The organism is Streptomyces sioyaensis (assembly GCF_004122735.1).
Lineage (GTDB): Bacteria > Actinomycetota > Actinomycetes > Streptomycetales > Streptomycetaceae > Streptomyces > Streptomyces sioyaensis.
In genome coordinates this window covers 12,771-27,223 of sequence record NZ_SDIF01000025.1, presented here as the reverse complement: position 1 = coordinate 27,223, position 14,453 = coordinate 12,771, and the positions used below count along the sequence as shown (strand labels likewise).

12 protein-coding genes are annotated in these 14,453 nt (G+C 72.8%); 2 read left to right on the top strand and 10 right to left on the bottom strand.

Annotation, left to right across the window (positions count from 1 at the left end; all coding sequences use genetic code 11):
* Window positions 1-44 precede the first annotated feature (44 nt).
* The 3 genes from EST54_RS11830 to recN all read right to left on the bottom strand — a co-directional run bounded on the left by EST54_RS11830 (window position 45) and on the right by recN (window position 6,087).
* The gene (locus tag EST54_RS11830) at window positions 45-1,424 is read right to left on the bottom strand and encodes an LCP family protein (RefSeq protein ID WP_129247573.1); all 1,380 of its coding nucleotides are present in this window, start codon (window positions 1,422-1,424) and stop codon (window positions 45-47) included.
* A gap of 230 nt (window positions 1,425-1,654) precedes the next feature.
* A complete protein-coding gene (locus EST54_RS11825; RefSeq protein WP_129247572.1) occupies window positions 1,655-3,766 on the bottom strand; it encodes a bifunctional polysaccharide deacetylase/glycosyltransferase family 2 protein in 2,112 nt (703 codons plus the stop codon).
* Between the two features lie 593 nt (window positions 3,767-4,359).
* On the bottom strand, window positions 4,360-6,087 hold the full coding sequence (gene recN / locus EST54_RS11820) for a DNA repair protein RecN (protein ID WP_129247617.1): 1,728 nt from the start codon (window positions 6,085-6,087) through the stop codon (window positions 4,360-4,362).
* 455 nt (window positions 6,088-6,542) lie between these two features.
* Here recN and EST54_RS11815 point away from each other — a divergent pair, with 455 nt between their 5' ends.
* The gene (locus EST54_RS11815) at window positions 6,543-8,072 is read left to right on the top strand and encodes a S41 family peptidase (RefSeq protein WP_129247571.1); all 1,530 of its coding nucleotides are present in this window, start codon (window positions 6,543-6,545) and stop codon (window positions 8,070-8,072) included.
* Window positions 8,073-8,087: 15 nt separating this feature from the next.
* On the opposite strand, the gene EST54_RS11810 is transcribed toward EST54_RS11815, so the two are convergent.
* From EST54_RS11810 to EST54_RS11795, 4 genes are all read right to left on the bottom strand, one after another.
* Entirely contained in the window at window positions 8,088-8,600 is a 513-nt protein-coding gene (locus EST54_RS11810; protein WP_129247570.1) for a DUF3995 domain-containing protein, read from the bottom strand.
* A 156-nt stretch (window positions 8,601-8,756) separates the two neighbouring features.
* Window positions 8,757-9,635, bottom strand: coding sequence for an NAD kinase (locus EST54_RS11805; RefSeq protein WP_129247616.1), 879 nt, complete (start codon window positions 9,633-9,635; stop codon window positions 8,757-8,759).
* 59 nt (window positions 9,636-9,694) lie between these two features.
* Entirely contained in the window at window positions 9,695-10,510 is an 816-nt protein-coding gene (locus EST54_RS11800; RefSeq protein ID WP_129247569.1) for a TlyA family RNA methyltransferase, read from the bottom strand.
* A gap of 7 nt (window positions 10,511-10,517) precedes the next feature.
* Window positions 10,518-10,874, bottom strand: a complete 357-nt coding sequence (locus EST54_RS11795; protein WP_129247568.1) for a hypothetical protein — start codon at window positions 10,872-10,874, stop codon at window positions 10,518-10,520.
* Window positions 10,875-10,948: 74 nt separating this feature from the next.
* On the opposite strand from EST54_RS11795, the gene EST54_RS11790 reads away from it, so the two are divergent.
* The gene (locus EST54_RS11790) at window positions 10,949-11,296 is read left to right on the top strand and encodes an SCP2 sterol-binding domain-containing protein (RefSeq protein ID WP_129247567.1); all 348 of its coding nucleotides are present in this window, start codon (window positions 10,949-10,951) and stop codon (window positions 11,294-11,296) included.
* Here the strand turns inward: EST54_RS11790 and EST54_RS11785 are convergent.
* From EST54_RS11785 to EST54_RS11775, 3 genes are all read right to left on the bottom strand, one after another.
* Entirely contained in the window at window positions 11,280-12,131 is an 852-nt protein-coding gene (locus EST54_RS11785) for an ABC transporter ATP-binding protein (protein WP_129247566.1), read from the bottom strand. The genes EST54_RS11790 and EST54_RS11785 overlap by 17 nt on opposite strands.
* Before the next feature lie 95 nt (window positions 12,132-12,226).
* Window positions 12,227-13,345 carry a FecCD family ABC transporter permease gene (locus EST54_RS11780; RefSeq protein ID WP_129247565.1) on the bottom strand — a complete coding sequence of 373 codons (1,119 nt, stop codon included), beginning with the start codon at window positions 13,343-13,345 and terminating at the stop codon, window positions 12,227-12,229.
* Complete coding sequence (locus EST54_RS11775) at window positions 13,342-14,391, bottom strand: FecCD family ABC transporter permease (RefSeq protein ID WP_167511532.1); 1,050 nt, start codon at window positions 14,389-14,391, stop codon at window positions 13,342-13,344. Before EST54_RS11775 ends, EST54_RS11780 begins: the two co-directional genes overlap by 4 nt.
* Between the last annotated feature and the right edge of the window lie 62 nt (window positions 14,392-14,453).

The window sequence follows — 14,453 nt, the reverse complement described above, 5'->3', positions numbered from 1 at the left end:
GATACAGCACCTCACAGCACGTCTCACAGCACGCCACTGCACGTCTAGCCCTTCGACCCGGCCGTCACCGGCTGATCGTTGTGCAGTTCCGCGAAGAGCCTCTTCGCCCGCGGCGCGTCCCACTTCACGGCGCTGCCCTTGGGGGTCTGGAAACCGAGGCTGGAGACGGGGACATGGAGGCGGGTGCCGCTGCCGGACGAGACGCTCTTCATCGCTTCGAAGAGCGAGGTGAGGTTCCACAGGCTCATGTTCTTGTCGACGATGAGCGTGTCGAGGCCCGCGTTCATCGTGGGGTAGACCTTGGACGGGTTGAGCAGGATGCCGGGGGTGGCCGTCTTGTGGGAGAGCGCGGCCAGGAACTTCTGCTGGTTCTGGCCGCGGCCGAGGTCGCCCTGGGCCTCCTGGTGGCGCTGGCGGACGAACGCGAGCGCGGCGCGGCCGTCGAGCGTATGGCAGCCCTTGGTGAGGTTTTCGCCGGACTTCTTGTCCTTGACCGCCTTGTCCAGGCACATCGGCACCCCGCCGACCGCGTCCACGATGCCGACGAAGCCCGCGAAGCCGATCTCCGTGTAATGCCCGATGTGCAGGCCCGTGTTGTGCTCGATGGTCCGTACGAGCAGTTCGGGACCGCCGCGCGAGAACGCCGCGTTGAGCTTGTCCTTCGACGCGGCGTAGTGCTTGCCGGTTTCCGGGCGGATGTACGGCGGGATGGTCACCCAGGAGTCACGCGGCAGGCTCATCATCGTGGTGCCGTGGGCGCCGGTGTGCAGCAGGATCATCGAGTCGGTGCGGCGGCCCGCGTCCGCCGAGCCGCCGGTGTGCAGGTCCTTCAGCTGCTTTCCGGAGAGGCCCTGGCGACTGTCGGAGCCCACGATCAGGTAGTTGGCGCCCTTGCCGAGTGACGGCCGGGCGGCGAGCTTGCCGAGGTCGACGTCGCGTTCGAGCTTGGTGTCGGCCCACGTGTAGGTGCCGACGGACGTGAGCAGGGTCACAACGATCAGGACACCCGAGAGCCGCAGGATCCGGCGGCGCCGGGTGGGGCGGGTGGCCGCGGGCCGGGTGCTCCGGCGCACGGGGCCGCCGGGACTGCCGGGTCCGCCGGGGGTGCCGGGTGAGACCGGCCCACCGTACGAGCCGTCTCCTCCGTACGGGCCGGGCCCTCCGTACGGGCCGGGCCCTCCGTACGAGCCGTCCCCGCCGGGCGGGAACGCCGGGTCGGCCGCAGGAGCGTCGGGCTGGGCCGGGACGGCCGCGGCATACGGGTCCTCGCCCCCCGGATGGCCGGGCAGCGGTCTGGCGGCGACCGGCTGCGGCGAGTACGTGTACGGGGCGTGCTGCCATATCTGCCCCGTGACGGCATGCGCCGCCTCCGCTTCACCGCCGTAACGGTTGATGTCGTGGGACCCGTCCAGCCAGTCATTCATGGGCGGACAGTCTGCACGCTCACGAGCCCTTCACCAAATGGCCCGCAAAACTGCACCACAGGAAGGGCGTTTAGGGGAGAGAAAGCGGATTTCGTGCGGGGTGGGGTGATGATGCGGGCGAGGTCTTCGTTCGGGAACCGGGGCCCCTGGCAGGCCAGTTGGGCGGGCAGCTGCGGCCGTCCGGAGGCGGGACGGGCGCCCGGTGACGGGACCCGCCCCAGCCCGCTCCGTTACCTCGACGACAGGCTCTGATAGGCCGCCGGCTGCTGTCCGATCTCCTGCCCGATCTGCTGCGCGGCGGTCCCCGAGCGGTGCATCCGTTGCCACTTCAGCCGGGTGCCCAGCAGGAAGGCCACCACGGACTGGATGACCACGAGATACATCAACTGCCGGTAGACCAGGAGCTGGAACGGCATCGCCCACAGCGCCCGCATCTTCTCCCCGTCCAAGCGCAGCGCGTAGGCGGCGCAGAGCAGTTGCACGAGCAGGAAGCCACCCCAGACGCCGGCCGACTGCCAGGGGCTGAGGAAGAGCAGTCCGTACAGCGCGAAGATGTCGACGACCGGCGCGAACAGCGGCAGGACGACCTGGAACAGCCCGAGGTAGCTCAGCGCGCGGCGGCCGAAGCGCCCGGCCGGGCCCACTTCGATGACGGTCCCGCGGTGCTTCCACATGGCCTGGATCGTGCCGTAGCACCAGCGGTACCGCTGCCGCCACAACTGGCGCAGCGAGGTGGGCACCTCGGTCCAGGCGACGGCGGACTCCTCGTAGACCACCCGCCAGCCCGCCTGCCACAGGGCCATCGTCAGGTCGGTGTCCTCGGCGAGCGTGTCCTCGCTGACCCCGCCGATGCCCATCAGCGCGTCCCGGCGGAAGGCGCCGATGGCACCGGGGACGGTCGGCATGCACTCCAGCACCTCGAACATCCGGCGGTCGAGGTTGAACCCGAAGACGTACTCCAGGTGCTGCCATCTGGCCAGCAGACGGCGCCGGTTGCCGACCTTGGTGTTGCCGCTGACCGCGCCGACGGCCGGGTGGGCGAGCGGCTGGATCAGGCGCTGGATGGCGTCCCGTTCGAAGACGGTGTCGGCGTCGACCATGACCACGATGTCGTACATGGCGTGGGCCAGACCGGTGTTGAGGGCGGCCGCCTTGCCGGAGTTGGGCTGCCGGATCACCCGCACCCGGGGATCGTCGATCCAGGTGGCGAGGTCCGCCGTCCGGTCCGTCGACCCGTCGTCGATCACGATGACCTGCATCTGCCGGTGGGTCGAGGCGAGCAGGGAACGGACGGTGGACTCGATGCCCGCCTCTTCGTTGTAGGCGGGGACGAGGACCGTCACCGGGTCGGTGACCTCGCGCAGCCGGGGCGATCCGGGGCGGAACCGGGTCAGCCGCCGGACGTGGGTACGGGCGAGGAACACCAGCATCGCCAGTCGCAGCAGCCCCAGCCCGCCCGCGATGGCGAGCACCCAGGCCATCCCGCTGACGAAGGCGTGCCCCAGGGCCTTGGCCCAGATCAGGGCGGTACCCGTCCAGCGCTCGACGGCGGAGACCGGCACGTCGGGCGAGGGCTGGCGGACGCCCGCCGTCACGGTGGTGAACTTCGCGATCCTCGGGTTGTCGAGCAGTTCCTTGGTGCCCAGGTAGGCGAGGTCGTTCTGGCTGAACTGCCGGATCACGCCCTGCGAGGGCTTGCGGTACCACTGGTCGGCGGCGACCAGGGTGTACCCCTGCGCGCCCGCCTTCTCGGCGGCCTTCCATTCGGGGCCGCACAGGGTGTCCGCCGCGGTGGTCTGCGGCAGCCGCAGCAGCTTGGTGTGGATGCCCGCGCTGCCCGCCAGCGCCTTCTGGGTGAGCGACAGTTCCAGCGAGGCGCGCACCGGCGAGGACTCCCCCATGGCGGCGCCGGTGTAGGTGTTCGAGCCGATCTCATGGCCCTCGGCCCGGATCCGCCGCACCAGGTCCGGGTACTGGGCCGCCCGGGCACCGCTGAGGAAGAACGTGGCATGGGCGTGGTGCTTGCGCAGCAGGTCGAGCAGCCGGGGTGTCCATACGGGGTCGGGTCCGCCGTCGTAGGTGAGCGCCACCGTACGGGCGGGCACCGCGGACGAGGACACCTTGCCGCCGTCGAACCGCAGCACCGGGCCGCCCTTCTCGACGGACCTGGGCACGGGGGTGGTGCAGTCCTTGCGGGTCTTCGCGGCGTCGACCTCGTGGGTGGTCCAGCCCTCGAAGAGCAGGACGCCGAACATCACCGGGAGGACCATGCACAGCAGCAGCCAGTGGCCGCGCGGTTCACGGGACTGCCGGTGCCGGGCACGGTGCGCGCGGCGCCTCACATCGCCCCCGGGACGCCAGGGGCAGGCGTCGCTGTGGCCCTTCTTCGGACAACAACGGTCTGGTACGGGGCATGTGCCGCGATATCGAGCGGGTTCCGCGGAGCCCTCGCATGCCGGGGGGAAGCATCGACGCATGGTCGGTCATCGGATATTTTGCGCCGTTTTGTATACCGCCTGGCCTCACACATGGTGGGCGAGTGTACTCATGACGAAGCCGGGTTACGCACCGCGGATCATGAGCGTCCCGGCCGTAAGCAGGAGGTTTGTCACACCTGCGCAAGCGGCGGCGCCTAGGGAGCGGGGGCGTCGGCGTCGCAGCAGCGGGCCCCCGTGATCAACGCCACCCGGCGGGCCGGCACTTCGGCCGCCGTCGGCGTGCGGCCGTGGGTGCGCGCTTCCTCCCGGTGGCGCGGAAGGTGCGCTCGGTGGCGCAAAAGGTGCTCCCGGTGGTGCAGATGGCGCGCACCGGTGGTGCAGAGGTGCTCCCGCCGGCGGCCGACGGCTCGGGCAGGAGGAGACACTGCTCACATCCCGGGGTGGTGACGGACGGACTGCCCGGGCGAAGCGGCCCGGGGGGATCCGAACGACCCGCCCTAGCTTCCCGTACGCGCCGTCTCCAGCAGTTCCTCGGCGTGCGCGCGGGCCGTTTCGGAGTCCTCCTGGCCGGCCAGCATCCGGGAGAGTTCGCGGACCCGTTCCTCGCCCTCCAGGACGGTGACCCCGCTCCTGGTGACCGAGCCGTCGTTCGTCTTCGCCACCAGCAGCTGGCGGTCCGCGAACGCCGCGACCTGCGGGAGGTGCGTGACCACCACGACCTGCGCCGACTTCGCGAGCCGGGCCAGCCGCCGGCCGACCTCGACCGCCGCCTTGCCGCCGACCCCGGCGTCGACCTCGTCGAAGAGGTACGTCGGGACGGGGTCGGAGCCGGCGAAGACCACCTCGACGGCGAGCATCACCCGGGAGAGCTCACCGCCGGACGCGCCCTTGGCGATCGGCCGGGGCGGTGCGCCCGGATGCGGCGCCAGGAGGAGTTCGACCTCGTCGGCACCGGCCGGTCCGTAGGCCACGGTGCGGCCGCCGACCGCGATGCCGTCGGCGTCCTCGGCGACCTCGGTCTGGCGGATCTCGACGGTCACCCGGGCGTGCGGCATGGCGAGTTCGGCGAGTTCGGCGGTGACCGCGTCGGCGAAACGTTCGGCCGAGGCGGTGCGGGCGTCGGTCAACGTCTGGGCCAGCTCGCCCAGTTCCGTGCGCAGCGCGTCCCGCTCGGCGGTCAGCTCGCCGATCCGGTCGTCGTCGCCGTCCAGGTCCGCGAGCCGGGCGGCGCTCTCCTGGGACCAGGTGAGCACGGCTGCGATGTCCTGGCCGTATTTGCGGGTCAGGTGGTTCAGGGCGGCGCGGCGCTCCTCGACGGCGGCCAGCCGCAACGGGTCGGCGTCCAGACCGTCCGCGTAACTGGCCAGCTCGCCGGCCACGTCCGCCATCAGGATGCCGATCTCGCCGAGCCGCTCGGCGAGCGCGGCGAGTTCCTGGTCGTGGCTGCGGACGGCCTCCAGGGCGCGGTGGGCGCCGGCGACCAGGGTGGTGGCGTCGACGCCCTCGGGGTCCTCGGGGTTGCCGGCCAGCGCGGCGTGCGCGGCGGTCGCGGCGGAGGCCAACGCCTCGGCATGGCCGAGCCGCTCGGCCTCGGCGGCGAGTTCGGTGTCCTCACCGGGCTGCGGTTCGGCCGCCGCGATCTCGTCGAGGCCGAAGCGCAGCAGATCGGCTTCCTGGGAACGTTCCCGGGCCCGCGTCGTCAGCTCGTCCAGCTCGGTGGCGACGGCACGCAGCCGGCGGTGGGCGGCGGTGTATTTGGCGAGCGGGACGGCGACCGCGTCCCCGGCGTAGCGGTCCAGGGCCTGGCGCTGCCGGGCCGGCCGCAGCAGGCCCTGCTGGTCGGTCTGACCGTGCACGGCGACCAGGTCGTCGGCCAGCTCCGCCAGCAGGCCGACCGGTACGGAGCGGCCGCCCACGTGGGCGCGCGAGCGGCCCTCCGCGGAGAGGGTGCGGCTGATCAGCAGCGCCCCGTCGTCCAGCTCCGCGCCGGCCTCCTCCGCGCGGACGGCGGCGGGGGCACGGGAGCCGACGCTGATCCTGCCTTCCACGACGGCCGACTTGGCGCCGATCCGCACCAGGGCGGGGTCGGCGCGCCCGCCGAGCAGCAGGCCGAGGCTGGTGACGACCATGGTCTTGCCCGCGCCCGTCTCGCCGGTCACCGCCGTGAAGCCCGGGGACAGCTCGACAACGGCATCGTCAATGACGCCCAGGGACCGGATCCGCATCTCCTCCAACACGGACACGACCTTACGAGGTCCGGGTGCCGCCCCGCGACGGCCTCCCCTCACTCCTGCCCCGGCCCTGCGGAAAACCCCACCGCAAAGCGGGTGGAAGCCGCATGGTGCGGGCGCCTGCCCGGCCGTCACGCTGAGCACGGCCCGGAACCAAGCCGGAGCGAAAGATGCCGGAACGAAGCCGGAACGAAAGGTGTGCTCATGTCCGGCGGATCGGTGCATACGGCGGTGCGCGGGCTCCGGCTCGCGCCGCCCGGCGGCGGCGACGCCGTGCGCCGCGGCCGCCGGGCGGGCCGGGCCGGGGGCCGCGAGACACGGCCCGTAGGCAGCCCCCGCCGCCGGTCCCCCGGCCATAGCACCACCGAGCACCGCCGAGCGCCGTCGCGTGACGGCGCCGTCCCACGCAGCCGCCGTCCGCGGCCCGACCCCACCCTGAGGTACCTGCCATGAACGACCCCGGCACCCGGCGCTCCCACCGCCCCCGCGGCGCGGCGACGTTACTGCTCACCGCCCTCACGGCCACCGCCGTCCTGGCCGCCACCACGGCCTGCGCCGGCCCGGACCGCGCGGAGCGCTCCGGGGCGGAGGGCCGTGCGGCCGCCGGCCACCCGGCCAGGGTCCGGCCCGCCCGCACCCCGGCCGACTCCGGCTCCCTCCAGGGCGTCTGGCGGATGGACGGCTACGGCACCCTCGTCACGCTCAGCGGCCGCAGCCTGCGGACCTACGAGACCACCGGCATCAGCTGTCTGCCCGGCTCCGTCACGGGCACCCGCGCGGGCGCTCCCGGCGCACACGGCAGCCTCCGCTTCACCGTCCCGGACTCGGCCCCGATCACCGTGGTACCGGCCGGCGCCGGCCGCGCCCGGCTGACCATCGAGGACAACGTCGGCCGGCGCACCCTGCACCGCACCGACGCGCTGCCCGCCCGCTGCACCCGGCGCACGCCGCGCGATCCCCGGACGGTCTTCGACATCTTCTGGCAGACCTATGCCGAGAATTACCCCTTCTTCCGTGCGAAGAAGATCGACTGGGCAGCGGTCCGCGACCGCTTCCGGCCGCAGATCACGGCGAAGACCACCGAGGACGAACTCTTCGCGGTGTTCCGCAAGATGATCGAGCCGTTGCACGACGCCCACACCCGCGTGGTCGTCAGCAAGGACAAGTGGTTCGCGGGCATGCGACCCGGCACGGTGCTGCCCACCCCCACGTCCACCGCCCGCATCGACAAGGCGATCGCCGCGAACCTCGGCCCCGGAGTCACCCGGCACCAGTGGGCCAACGGCATGCTCAGCTACGCGGATCTGCCCGGCCGCCTCGGATACTTCCGTGTCACCTCGTTCGCCCACTACACGAAGAAGGGCGACTACGCCGGCGACCTCGCCGCGCTCGACCGCGCCCTGGACTCCGTGTTCACCAAGGCCCGCACCCAGGGGCCGGCGTCCCTGCGCGGCCTGATCATCGACGTCCGGCTCAACGGCGGCGGCGCGGACCCGCTCGGTCTGCGGATCGCCTCCCGGCTCACCGGCCGCCCGTATCTCGCGTACCGCAAGCGGGCCCGGAACGACCCCCACGACCCGGCCCGGTTCACCACGCCGCAGCCGAGCCGGATCCACCCGCACCGGGGACCCGTCTACACCGGCCCGATCGCCGTCCTCACCGGCCGCCTCACCGTCAGCGCGGGCGAGACCTTCACCCAGGCCCTGATGGGCCGCTCCCCCGCCCCGCTCCGCATCGGCGAGAACACCCAGGGCGTGTTCTCCGACGTCCTGGGCCGCGCCCTCCCGAACGGCTGGAGCTTCGGCCTGCCGAACGAGGAGTTCCTGACCGCCGACGGCCGCACCTTCGACGGCCCCGGCATCCCCCCCGCCGTCCGCACCCCGGTCTTCACCGACGACGAACTCTCCGCCCGGCGCGACTCCGCCCTCACCCGCGCCAGGGAACTCCTCGCCGATGGGGCGCCGGAGGAACACCACTAGGGTCTGTCGTTTGGATCAGACGGCGCTACCTGGGTCCTCTGCTCTTCCGGCTCGGCCCGCTGCTCTTCCGGACTCCCGTGCGGCCAGGCCGAAGACGAGGCCGCCGACCAGGAACCAGGGATTCCACAGCACCAGCGTCCACAGCCGCTGTTCCGGGCTGACGGCTATCTCCTGGCCCGTTGCGTCGGCCATCAACAGCACCTCGACGGAGACGCCGCGCACCAGCAGCACCGCGCAGACACCCCAGCCCAGTGCCGTGACCGCCCGTCCTGCCAGGCCACGGGACCGCGGCCGGGCGAGACGCCATCCGAGCGCACCGCCGACGAGGCACAGGATTCCCACGCCCCACAAGCCCACCGCCACGAACCACCCGGGGCGTTCCTCGGCCAGCGGCCCCGCTGAGACGCTCAGGCCCCGGCTGCCGCCCAGCGCCCAGTAGAAGTGAAGCGCGGCGAAGGCGACCGCCCAGGTACACGCGATACGCCCCCACAAGCCCGGTGTTGTCCTGTCCTGCGGATCTTCATGCATAGCCAGGAGCATGCCACTGCCGTGGCACGCCGCCGCCGGCTTCGCTGAGAAGCCGGCAAGCACACCATCCGGGCGGCCGCGAACATCGGCGGCCGCCCGGCTCCGTCACGTGCGACCGAACACCTCGGACGTGCCGAACGCGTCGGACGTGATCGTCTAGTGCGGTGCCCCGCGCCATCCCGCCACCGGGAGCGCGAACTTGGCGACCAGGCGGTCGGTGAAGGAGGCGTGATGCAGACGGGCCAGGCGTACCGGGACCGCGCCGCGGCGGACCTCGACGCGGGCGCCGGCGGGGAGTTCGACGCTGCGGCGGCCGTCGCACCACAGGATGCCGTGCGGGGTCTTCGGCTGGACCTCGACGGCCAGGACCGAACGCGGCGAGGTCACCAGCGGCTTGGCGAACAGTGCGTGTGCGCTGATCGGGACCATCAGCAGGGCCTCGACCTCGGGCCAGACCACCGGGCCGCCGGCCGAGAAGGCGTAGGCGGTGGAGCCGGTCGGGGTCGCACAGACCACCCCGTCGCCGCCGAAGCGGGAGACGGGCCGGCCGTCGACCTCGGTCACCACCTCCAGCATGCGCTCCCGGGCGGCCTTCTCCACCGACGCCTCGTTCAGGGCCCAGTCGGTGTGCACGACGTTGCCGTTGTTGCGGACGAGGATGTCGAGCGTCATCCGTTCCTCGACCTCGTAGGCGCGGGTGACGACCCGGTCGACGACCTTGTCGAGGTCGTCGCGTTCGGCCTCCGCGAGGAAGCCGACCCGGCCGAGGTTGACGCCGAGCATCGGGACCCCGGACGTCCGGGCGAAGTCGGCGCCGCGCAGCAGCGTGCCGTCCCCGCCCAGGACCACCAGCAGTTCGCAGCCCTCGGCCGCGCACGGCTCGGAATCGACGCGCTCGACCGACGACGGCAGCGGCAGGTCCGCGGCCTCCTCCGCCAGCACCCGCACCCCGATGCCGCAGCGCAGCAGGCCCTGGACGACGAGTTCGGCGCTGCGGATGGCCGCGGGGCGGCCCGTGTGGGCGAGCAGGAACACCGTCCGCCCGGCACCGTTGTGCTCGTGTGCTGCGCTGCCTTCAACTGCCTGGGTAGTGGTCAACGAGGCCCCTCCGCCACTGCACGGTCGACGTCCGCCGGGTCGAGTGCAGGCGCCCCGGCGCGCAGCCACAGAAAGTACTCGACATTTCCCGAAGGACCCGGCAGCGGGCTCGCAGTTACGCCAAGTACGCCAAAACCGAGCGCGGCCGCCCGCTCGGCGACGGCCCGTACCGCCTCGGCCCGCAGCTGCGCACTGCGCACCACCCCGCCGCTGCCCAGCCGCTCCTTGCCCACCTCGAACTGCGGCTTGACCATCAGCACCAGGTCCGCGTCGGGCGCCGCACAGGCGGCCAGCGCGGGCAGCACGAGTCCCAGCGGGATGAACGAGAGATCGCCCACGACGAGGTCGACGGGCTGCGAGTCGATCTGGTCGAGTGTCAGTTCCCGCACGTTGGTGCGGTCCTTGACGGTGACCCGCTCGTCGCTCTGCAGCGACCAGGCGAGCTGTCCGTACCCGACGTCGACGGCGACGACATGGCCGGCGCCGGCCCGCAGCAGGACATCGGTGAAGCCACCGGTCGAGGCGCCGGCGTCCAGCGCCCGCCGGCCCTCGATCTTCAGGCCGAGCGGAACGAAGGCGGCGAGGGCGCCGGCGAGCTTGTGCCCGCCGCGCGAGACGTAGTCCGGATCGCTCTCGTCCGCCCGGACGACCACGGCCGCGCTGGTCTCCACCTGGGTGGCCGGTTTCGTCGCGGTCGCGCCGCCCACGGTCACCCGGCCCGCGGCGATCAGCTGGCTGGCGTGCTCGCGCGAACGGGCCAGCTTGCGGCGCACCAGCTCCGCGTCGAGTCGGCGTCGTGCCACTCCTGCCACCTGTGGTTCAGCTCCTGTTGTCGTGCGGCGTCGAGAAAGTCGAGGACGGTGCGGGCGGCCCGGGGTGCTGGTCGAGGGCGGCCAGCACGTCGCGCAGCCCACGGTGCACATCCTCGTACACCGGGAGGTGGCCGTCGGCGGGGAGGTGGTCGGCGTCGGCGAGGCGCCGCAGCCGGGCGTCGACCGCGGCCTGGCCGGTGGGGGTCACCCCCACCCCGATCGGCTGCGGCCCGGCAGGCCCGGCCGCCCCGGCACCGGCCGCTTCCCCCGCTCCGCCGTCCTCGGGCTCCACGCGCTCCTCCGGCTCCCCGGGCCCGGCGGGTGCGGGTGCCTCCGGCTCCGGGCCGGACATCGGCTGTTCCATGCCCCCGACGCTACCTCGGCGAAGGGCACCACGGACGAACGAGCCGTCCCCGACCTGGCGTATCGTCGCTTCCGATGGCAACTCTCGACCAGTGCCGCGCCGCTCTCGACCGGCTGGCCCAGAACATGTCCTCGGCTGACGGCAGGGTCCGCGGGGCCACCGCGGTCCACCGTTCGCTCAGCTGCCGCATCACGGACCTCGATGTGACCTTCGTGGGGCGGCTGGCCGACGGCACCATCCAGGAGGTGAGCGCCGTCCCCGGCCCGCCCCCGCACAAGGCCGATATCCGTCTGACCATGACCGGCAACGATCTGGTCGCCCTGGTGGACGGGGAGCTGAACTTCGCCCGGGCCTGGAGCAGCGGCCGCGTCAAGCTGGAGGCCGGCCTGCGCGACCTGCTGCGCCTCAGGACGCTGCTGTAGTCGCCGCCTCGCCCGACGCCTGCCCGGCCACGGCCCGGCCGCCGCGGTTCCGGTGCCGGCGGGCGGCGGGGACGACCAGCGGGGTGCCGGTCTCCGGGTCCTCGATGATCTGGCAGCCGAGCCCGAAGACCCGTTCCACCAGCTCCGCGGTGACGATGTCGCCCGGCGCGCCCTCGGCGACGACCGCACCGTCCTTCATGGCGATGAGGTGGGTCGCGTACCGGGCCGCGTGGTTGAGGTCGTGCAGCACCGCGACCAGGGTGCGCCCCTGCTCCTCGTGGAGCTCCGCGCACAGGTCCAGCACCTCGATCTGATGCTGGATGTCCAGATAGGTCGTCGGCTCGTCCAGCAGGAACAGCGGCGTCTGCTGGGCGAGCGCCATCGCGATCCACACCCGCTGGCGCTGCCCGCCGGACAGCTCGTCGACACAGCGGTCGGCCAGCCCGTCGACACCGGTGGCCGCCATCGACTCCCGGACGATCCGCTCGTCCTTCGCCGACCACTGCCGCAGCAGGCCCTGGTGCGGGTAGCGGCCGCGCGCGACCAGGTCCGACACGGTGATCCCGTCCGGGGCGATCGAGGACTGCGGCAGCAGCCCGAGGGTCCTGGCGACCTTCTTGGCCGGCTGCGAGGAGATCGCGGAGCCGTCCAGCAGCACCGAGCCCGCGGCCGGCTTCAGCATCCGCGACAGCGCGCGCAGCAGCGTGGACTTGCCGCAGGCGTTCGGGCCGACGATGACCGTGAAGGAGTGGTCGGGGACGGCGACCGAGAGATTCTCGGCGATGACCCGCTGGTCGTAGGCGAGGGTGACCTGCTCGGCCGTGAGACGGCTCACGTCAGCGCTCCTGGGGGTTGTCGTATCGCTGTTGGGGTCCGGTGGTACGGGCGACGGTGCGGCCGCGGGCCGCCGCCCGCCGCTCGCCGGGCCGCTCATATCCGGCCCGCCCGGCGCTCCGTGGCCAGCAGCCACAGCAGATAGCCGCCGCCGAGGACGCCGGTGAGCACCCCCACCGGCAGCTGGTCCGCGCCGAAGAGCCGCTGCGAGGACCAGTCGGCGGCGACCAGCAGGGCGGCTCCCATCAGGGCGGACGGCAGGAGGTTGGGGCCGGGAGAGCCGGTCAGCCGCCGGGCGAGCTGGGGTGCGCTGAGCGCCACGAAGGAGATCGGCCCGGCCGCGGCGGTGGCGACGGAGACCAGTACGACCGCCGCGATCAGCACGACGACGCGGACCCGGCCGACCCGTACGCCCAGCGCGGCCGCCGCGTCATCGCCCATCTCCAGCATGCGCAGCGCCCGCCCGTGGCACAGCAGCAGCGGGACGAGGACGGCGCAGACGGCGGCCGGCGGCCAGACCTGGCTCCAGTCACGGCCGTTGAGGGAACCGGTCATCCAGGTGGTGGCCCGGGTCGCCTCGACGATGTTCGCCTTGGTCAGGAGGTAGAGCACCATCGCGTAGAGCATCGCGCCGGCTCCGATGCCGACCAGCACGAAGCGGTAGCCGTGGATGCCGCGCTGCCAGGCGAGCAGGAAGATGCCGAGGCCGGTGACCAGGCCGCCGACGACCGCTCCGGCGGCGACCGCGAAACCGCCGCCCTGGAAGAAGACGATGACGACCAGCGCGCCGACGGACGAGCCCTGGGCGAAGCCGAGGACGTCGGGGCTGCCCAGCGGGTTGCGGGAGACGGTCTGGAAGACCGCCCCGGCGATCCCGAACGCGGCGCCGACCAGCAGCCCCACCAGCACCCTCGGCAGCCGCAGGTCCTGCACGACGAACTGCCGGCCGGCGTCGCCGCCGCCGGTCAGGGTGGCGATCACCTCGGCCGGCGTCATCGGGTAGTCGCCGGAGCCGATCAGGGCGACGCCGGCGGCCAGCGCGAGGGCCAGCAGCAGCAGTCCGGTCCACAGGGCGCGTGGTTCCAGGCGCAGCGAGAGCCCGCCCTTGGTGCGCACCGTTCTGGTCCGCCGGGCCGCCCCCGCTCGCCGACCGCGTCGGGCCCCCTTCGTCCGCCGCTGCTCGGTCTCCTGCCCGGATTTCACGGTCGCGCTCACAGCTGGGCCATCCTCCGACGCCGTACGAGGTAGATGAAGACCGGCCCGCCGGCGAGGGCCGTCACGATGCCGACCTGGAGCTCGCCGGGCCGGGCCACGACCCGTCCGAGCACATCCGCACCGACCAGCAGCACCGGCGAGAGCACCGCGGAGTACGGCAGGACCCAGCGCAGATCGGGCCCGGTCAGGGCCCGTACGGCATGCGGAACCATCAGGCCCACGTAGACGATCGGGCCGCAGGCGGCGGTCGCCCCGCCGCACAGCAGGGTGACGGTGACCATCGCCAGCAGCCGGGTGCGGGTCAGCCGGGTGCCCAGCGCCCGCGCCTGGTCGTCGCCGAGCGCGAGGGCGTTCAGCGGCCGGGCGAGCAGCAGCGCGAGGACGGCGCCCACCGCCAGGAACGGCGCGATCCGGGTCACCGTCGGCATGGTGGCCGTGGCCAGCGAACCCACCGTCCAGAAGCGCATCTTGTCCAGCGCCGCGGTGTCCATCAGGTTGACCGCGTTGAGGTAGCCGACGAGGACGGCGGTCAGCGCGGTGCCGGCGAGGGCGAGCCGTACGGGCGTGGCGCCGCGGGTGCCGCCGAGGACGTACACGGCGACGGAGACCGCTGCGGCGCCGGCGAAGGCGCACCACACATAGCCGGACAGCGAGGTGACGCCGAAGAAGCTGATGGCGGTGACGACCGCGGCCGAGGCGCCGGCGTTGATACCGAGAACTCCGGGGTCCGCCAGGGGATTTCGGGTCAGCGCCTGCATGACCGTGCCGGCCAGGCCGAGGGCGGCGCCGACGAGCAGACCGAGCAGGGTGCGGGGGAAGCGGACATCGCGGACGACCACATCGGTGTCGGTGCCGGTGTAGTGGAACACCCCGTGCCACACCTGGTCGAGGGGGATCTGTTTCGCGCCGACGGCGATGCCGAGGACGGCGACGACGGCCAGTACGGCCACGGAGGCGAACAGCCCCGCACTGCGCAGGACCTGTCGTCGCCGGGGTGACACCGGGGCCGGGGTGGCCGGTGCTTCGGGGGGACTGTCAACCAACACGTTAGTTAGGTTAGCCTACCCTCACATTGACCGTGTCGGCCCCCACGAGAGAAGCGCAGACG

What these genes read in the sequence shown, in the direction of transcription:
- EST54_RS11830 (WP_129247573.1), bottom strand. Translation starts at nt 1,424, where the DNA reads ATGAATGACTGGCTGGACGGGTCCCACGACATCAACCGTTACGGCGGT.
- recN (WP_129247617.1), bottom strand. Translation starts at nt 6,087, where the DNA reads ATGCGGATCCGGTCCCTGGGCGTCATTGACGATGCCGTTGTCGAGCTG.
- EST54_RS11815 (WP_129247571.1), top strand. Translation starts at nt 6,543, where the DNA reads ATGAACGACCCCGGCACCCGGCGCTCCCACCGCCCCCGCGGCGCGGCG.
- EST54_RS11810 (WP_129247570.1), bottom strand. Translation starts at nt 8,600, where the DNA reads ATGCATGAAGATCCGCAGGACAGGACAACACCGGGCTTGTGGGGGCGT.
- EST54_RS11795 (WP_129247568.1), bottom strand. Translation starts at nt 10,874, where the DNA reads ATGGAACAGCCGATGTCCGGCCCGGAGCCGGAGGCACCCGCACCCGCC.
- EST54_RS11790 (WP_129247567.1), top strand. Translation starts at nt 10,949, where the DNA reads ATGGCAACTCTCGACCAGTGCCGCGCCGCTCTCGACCGGCTGGCCCAG.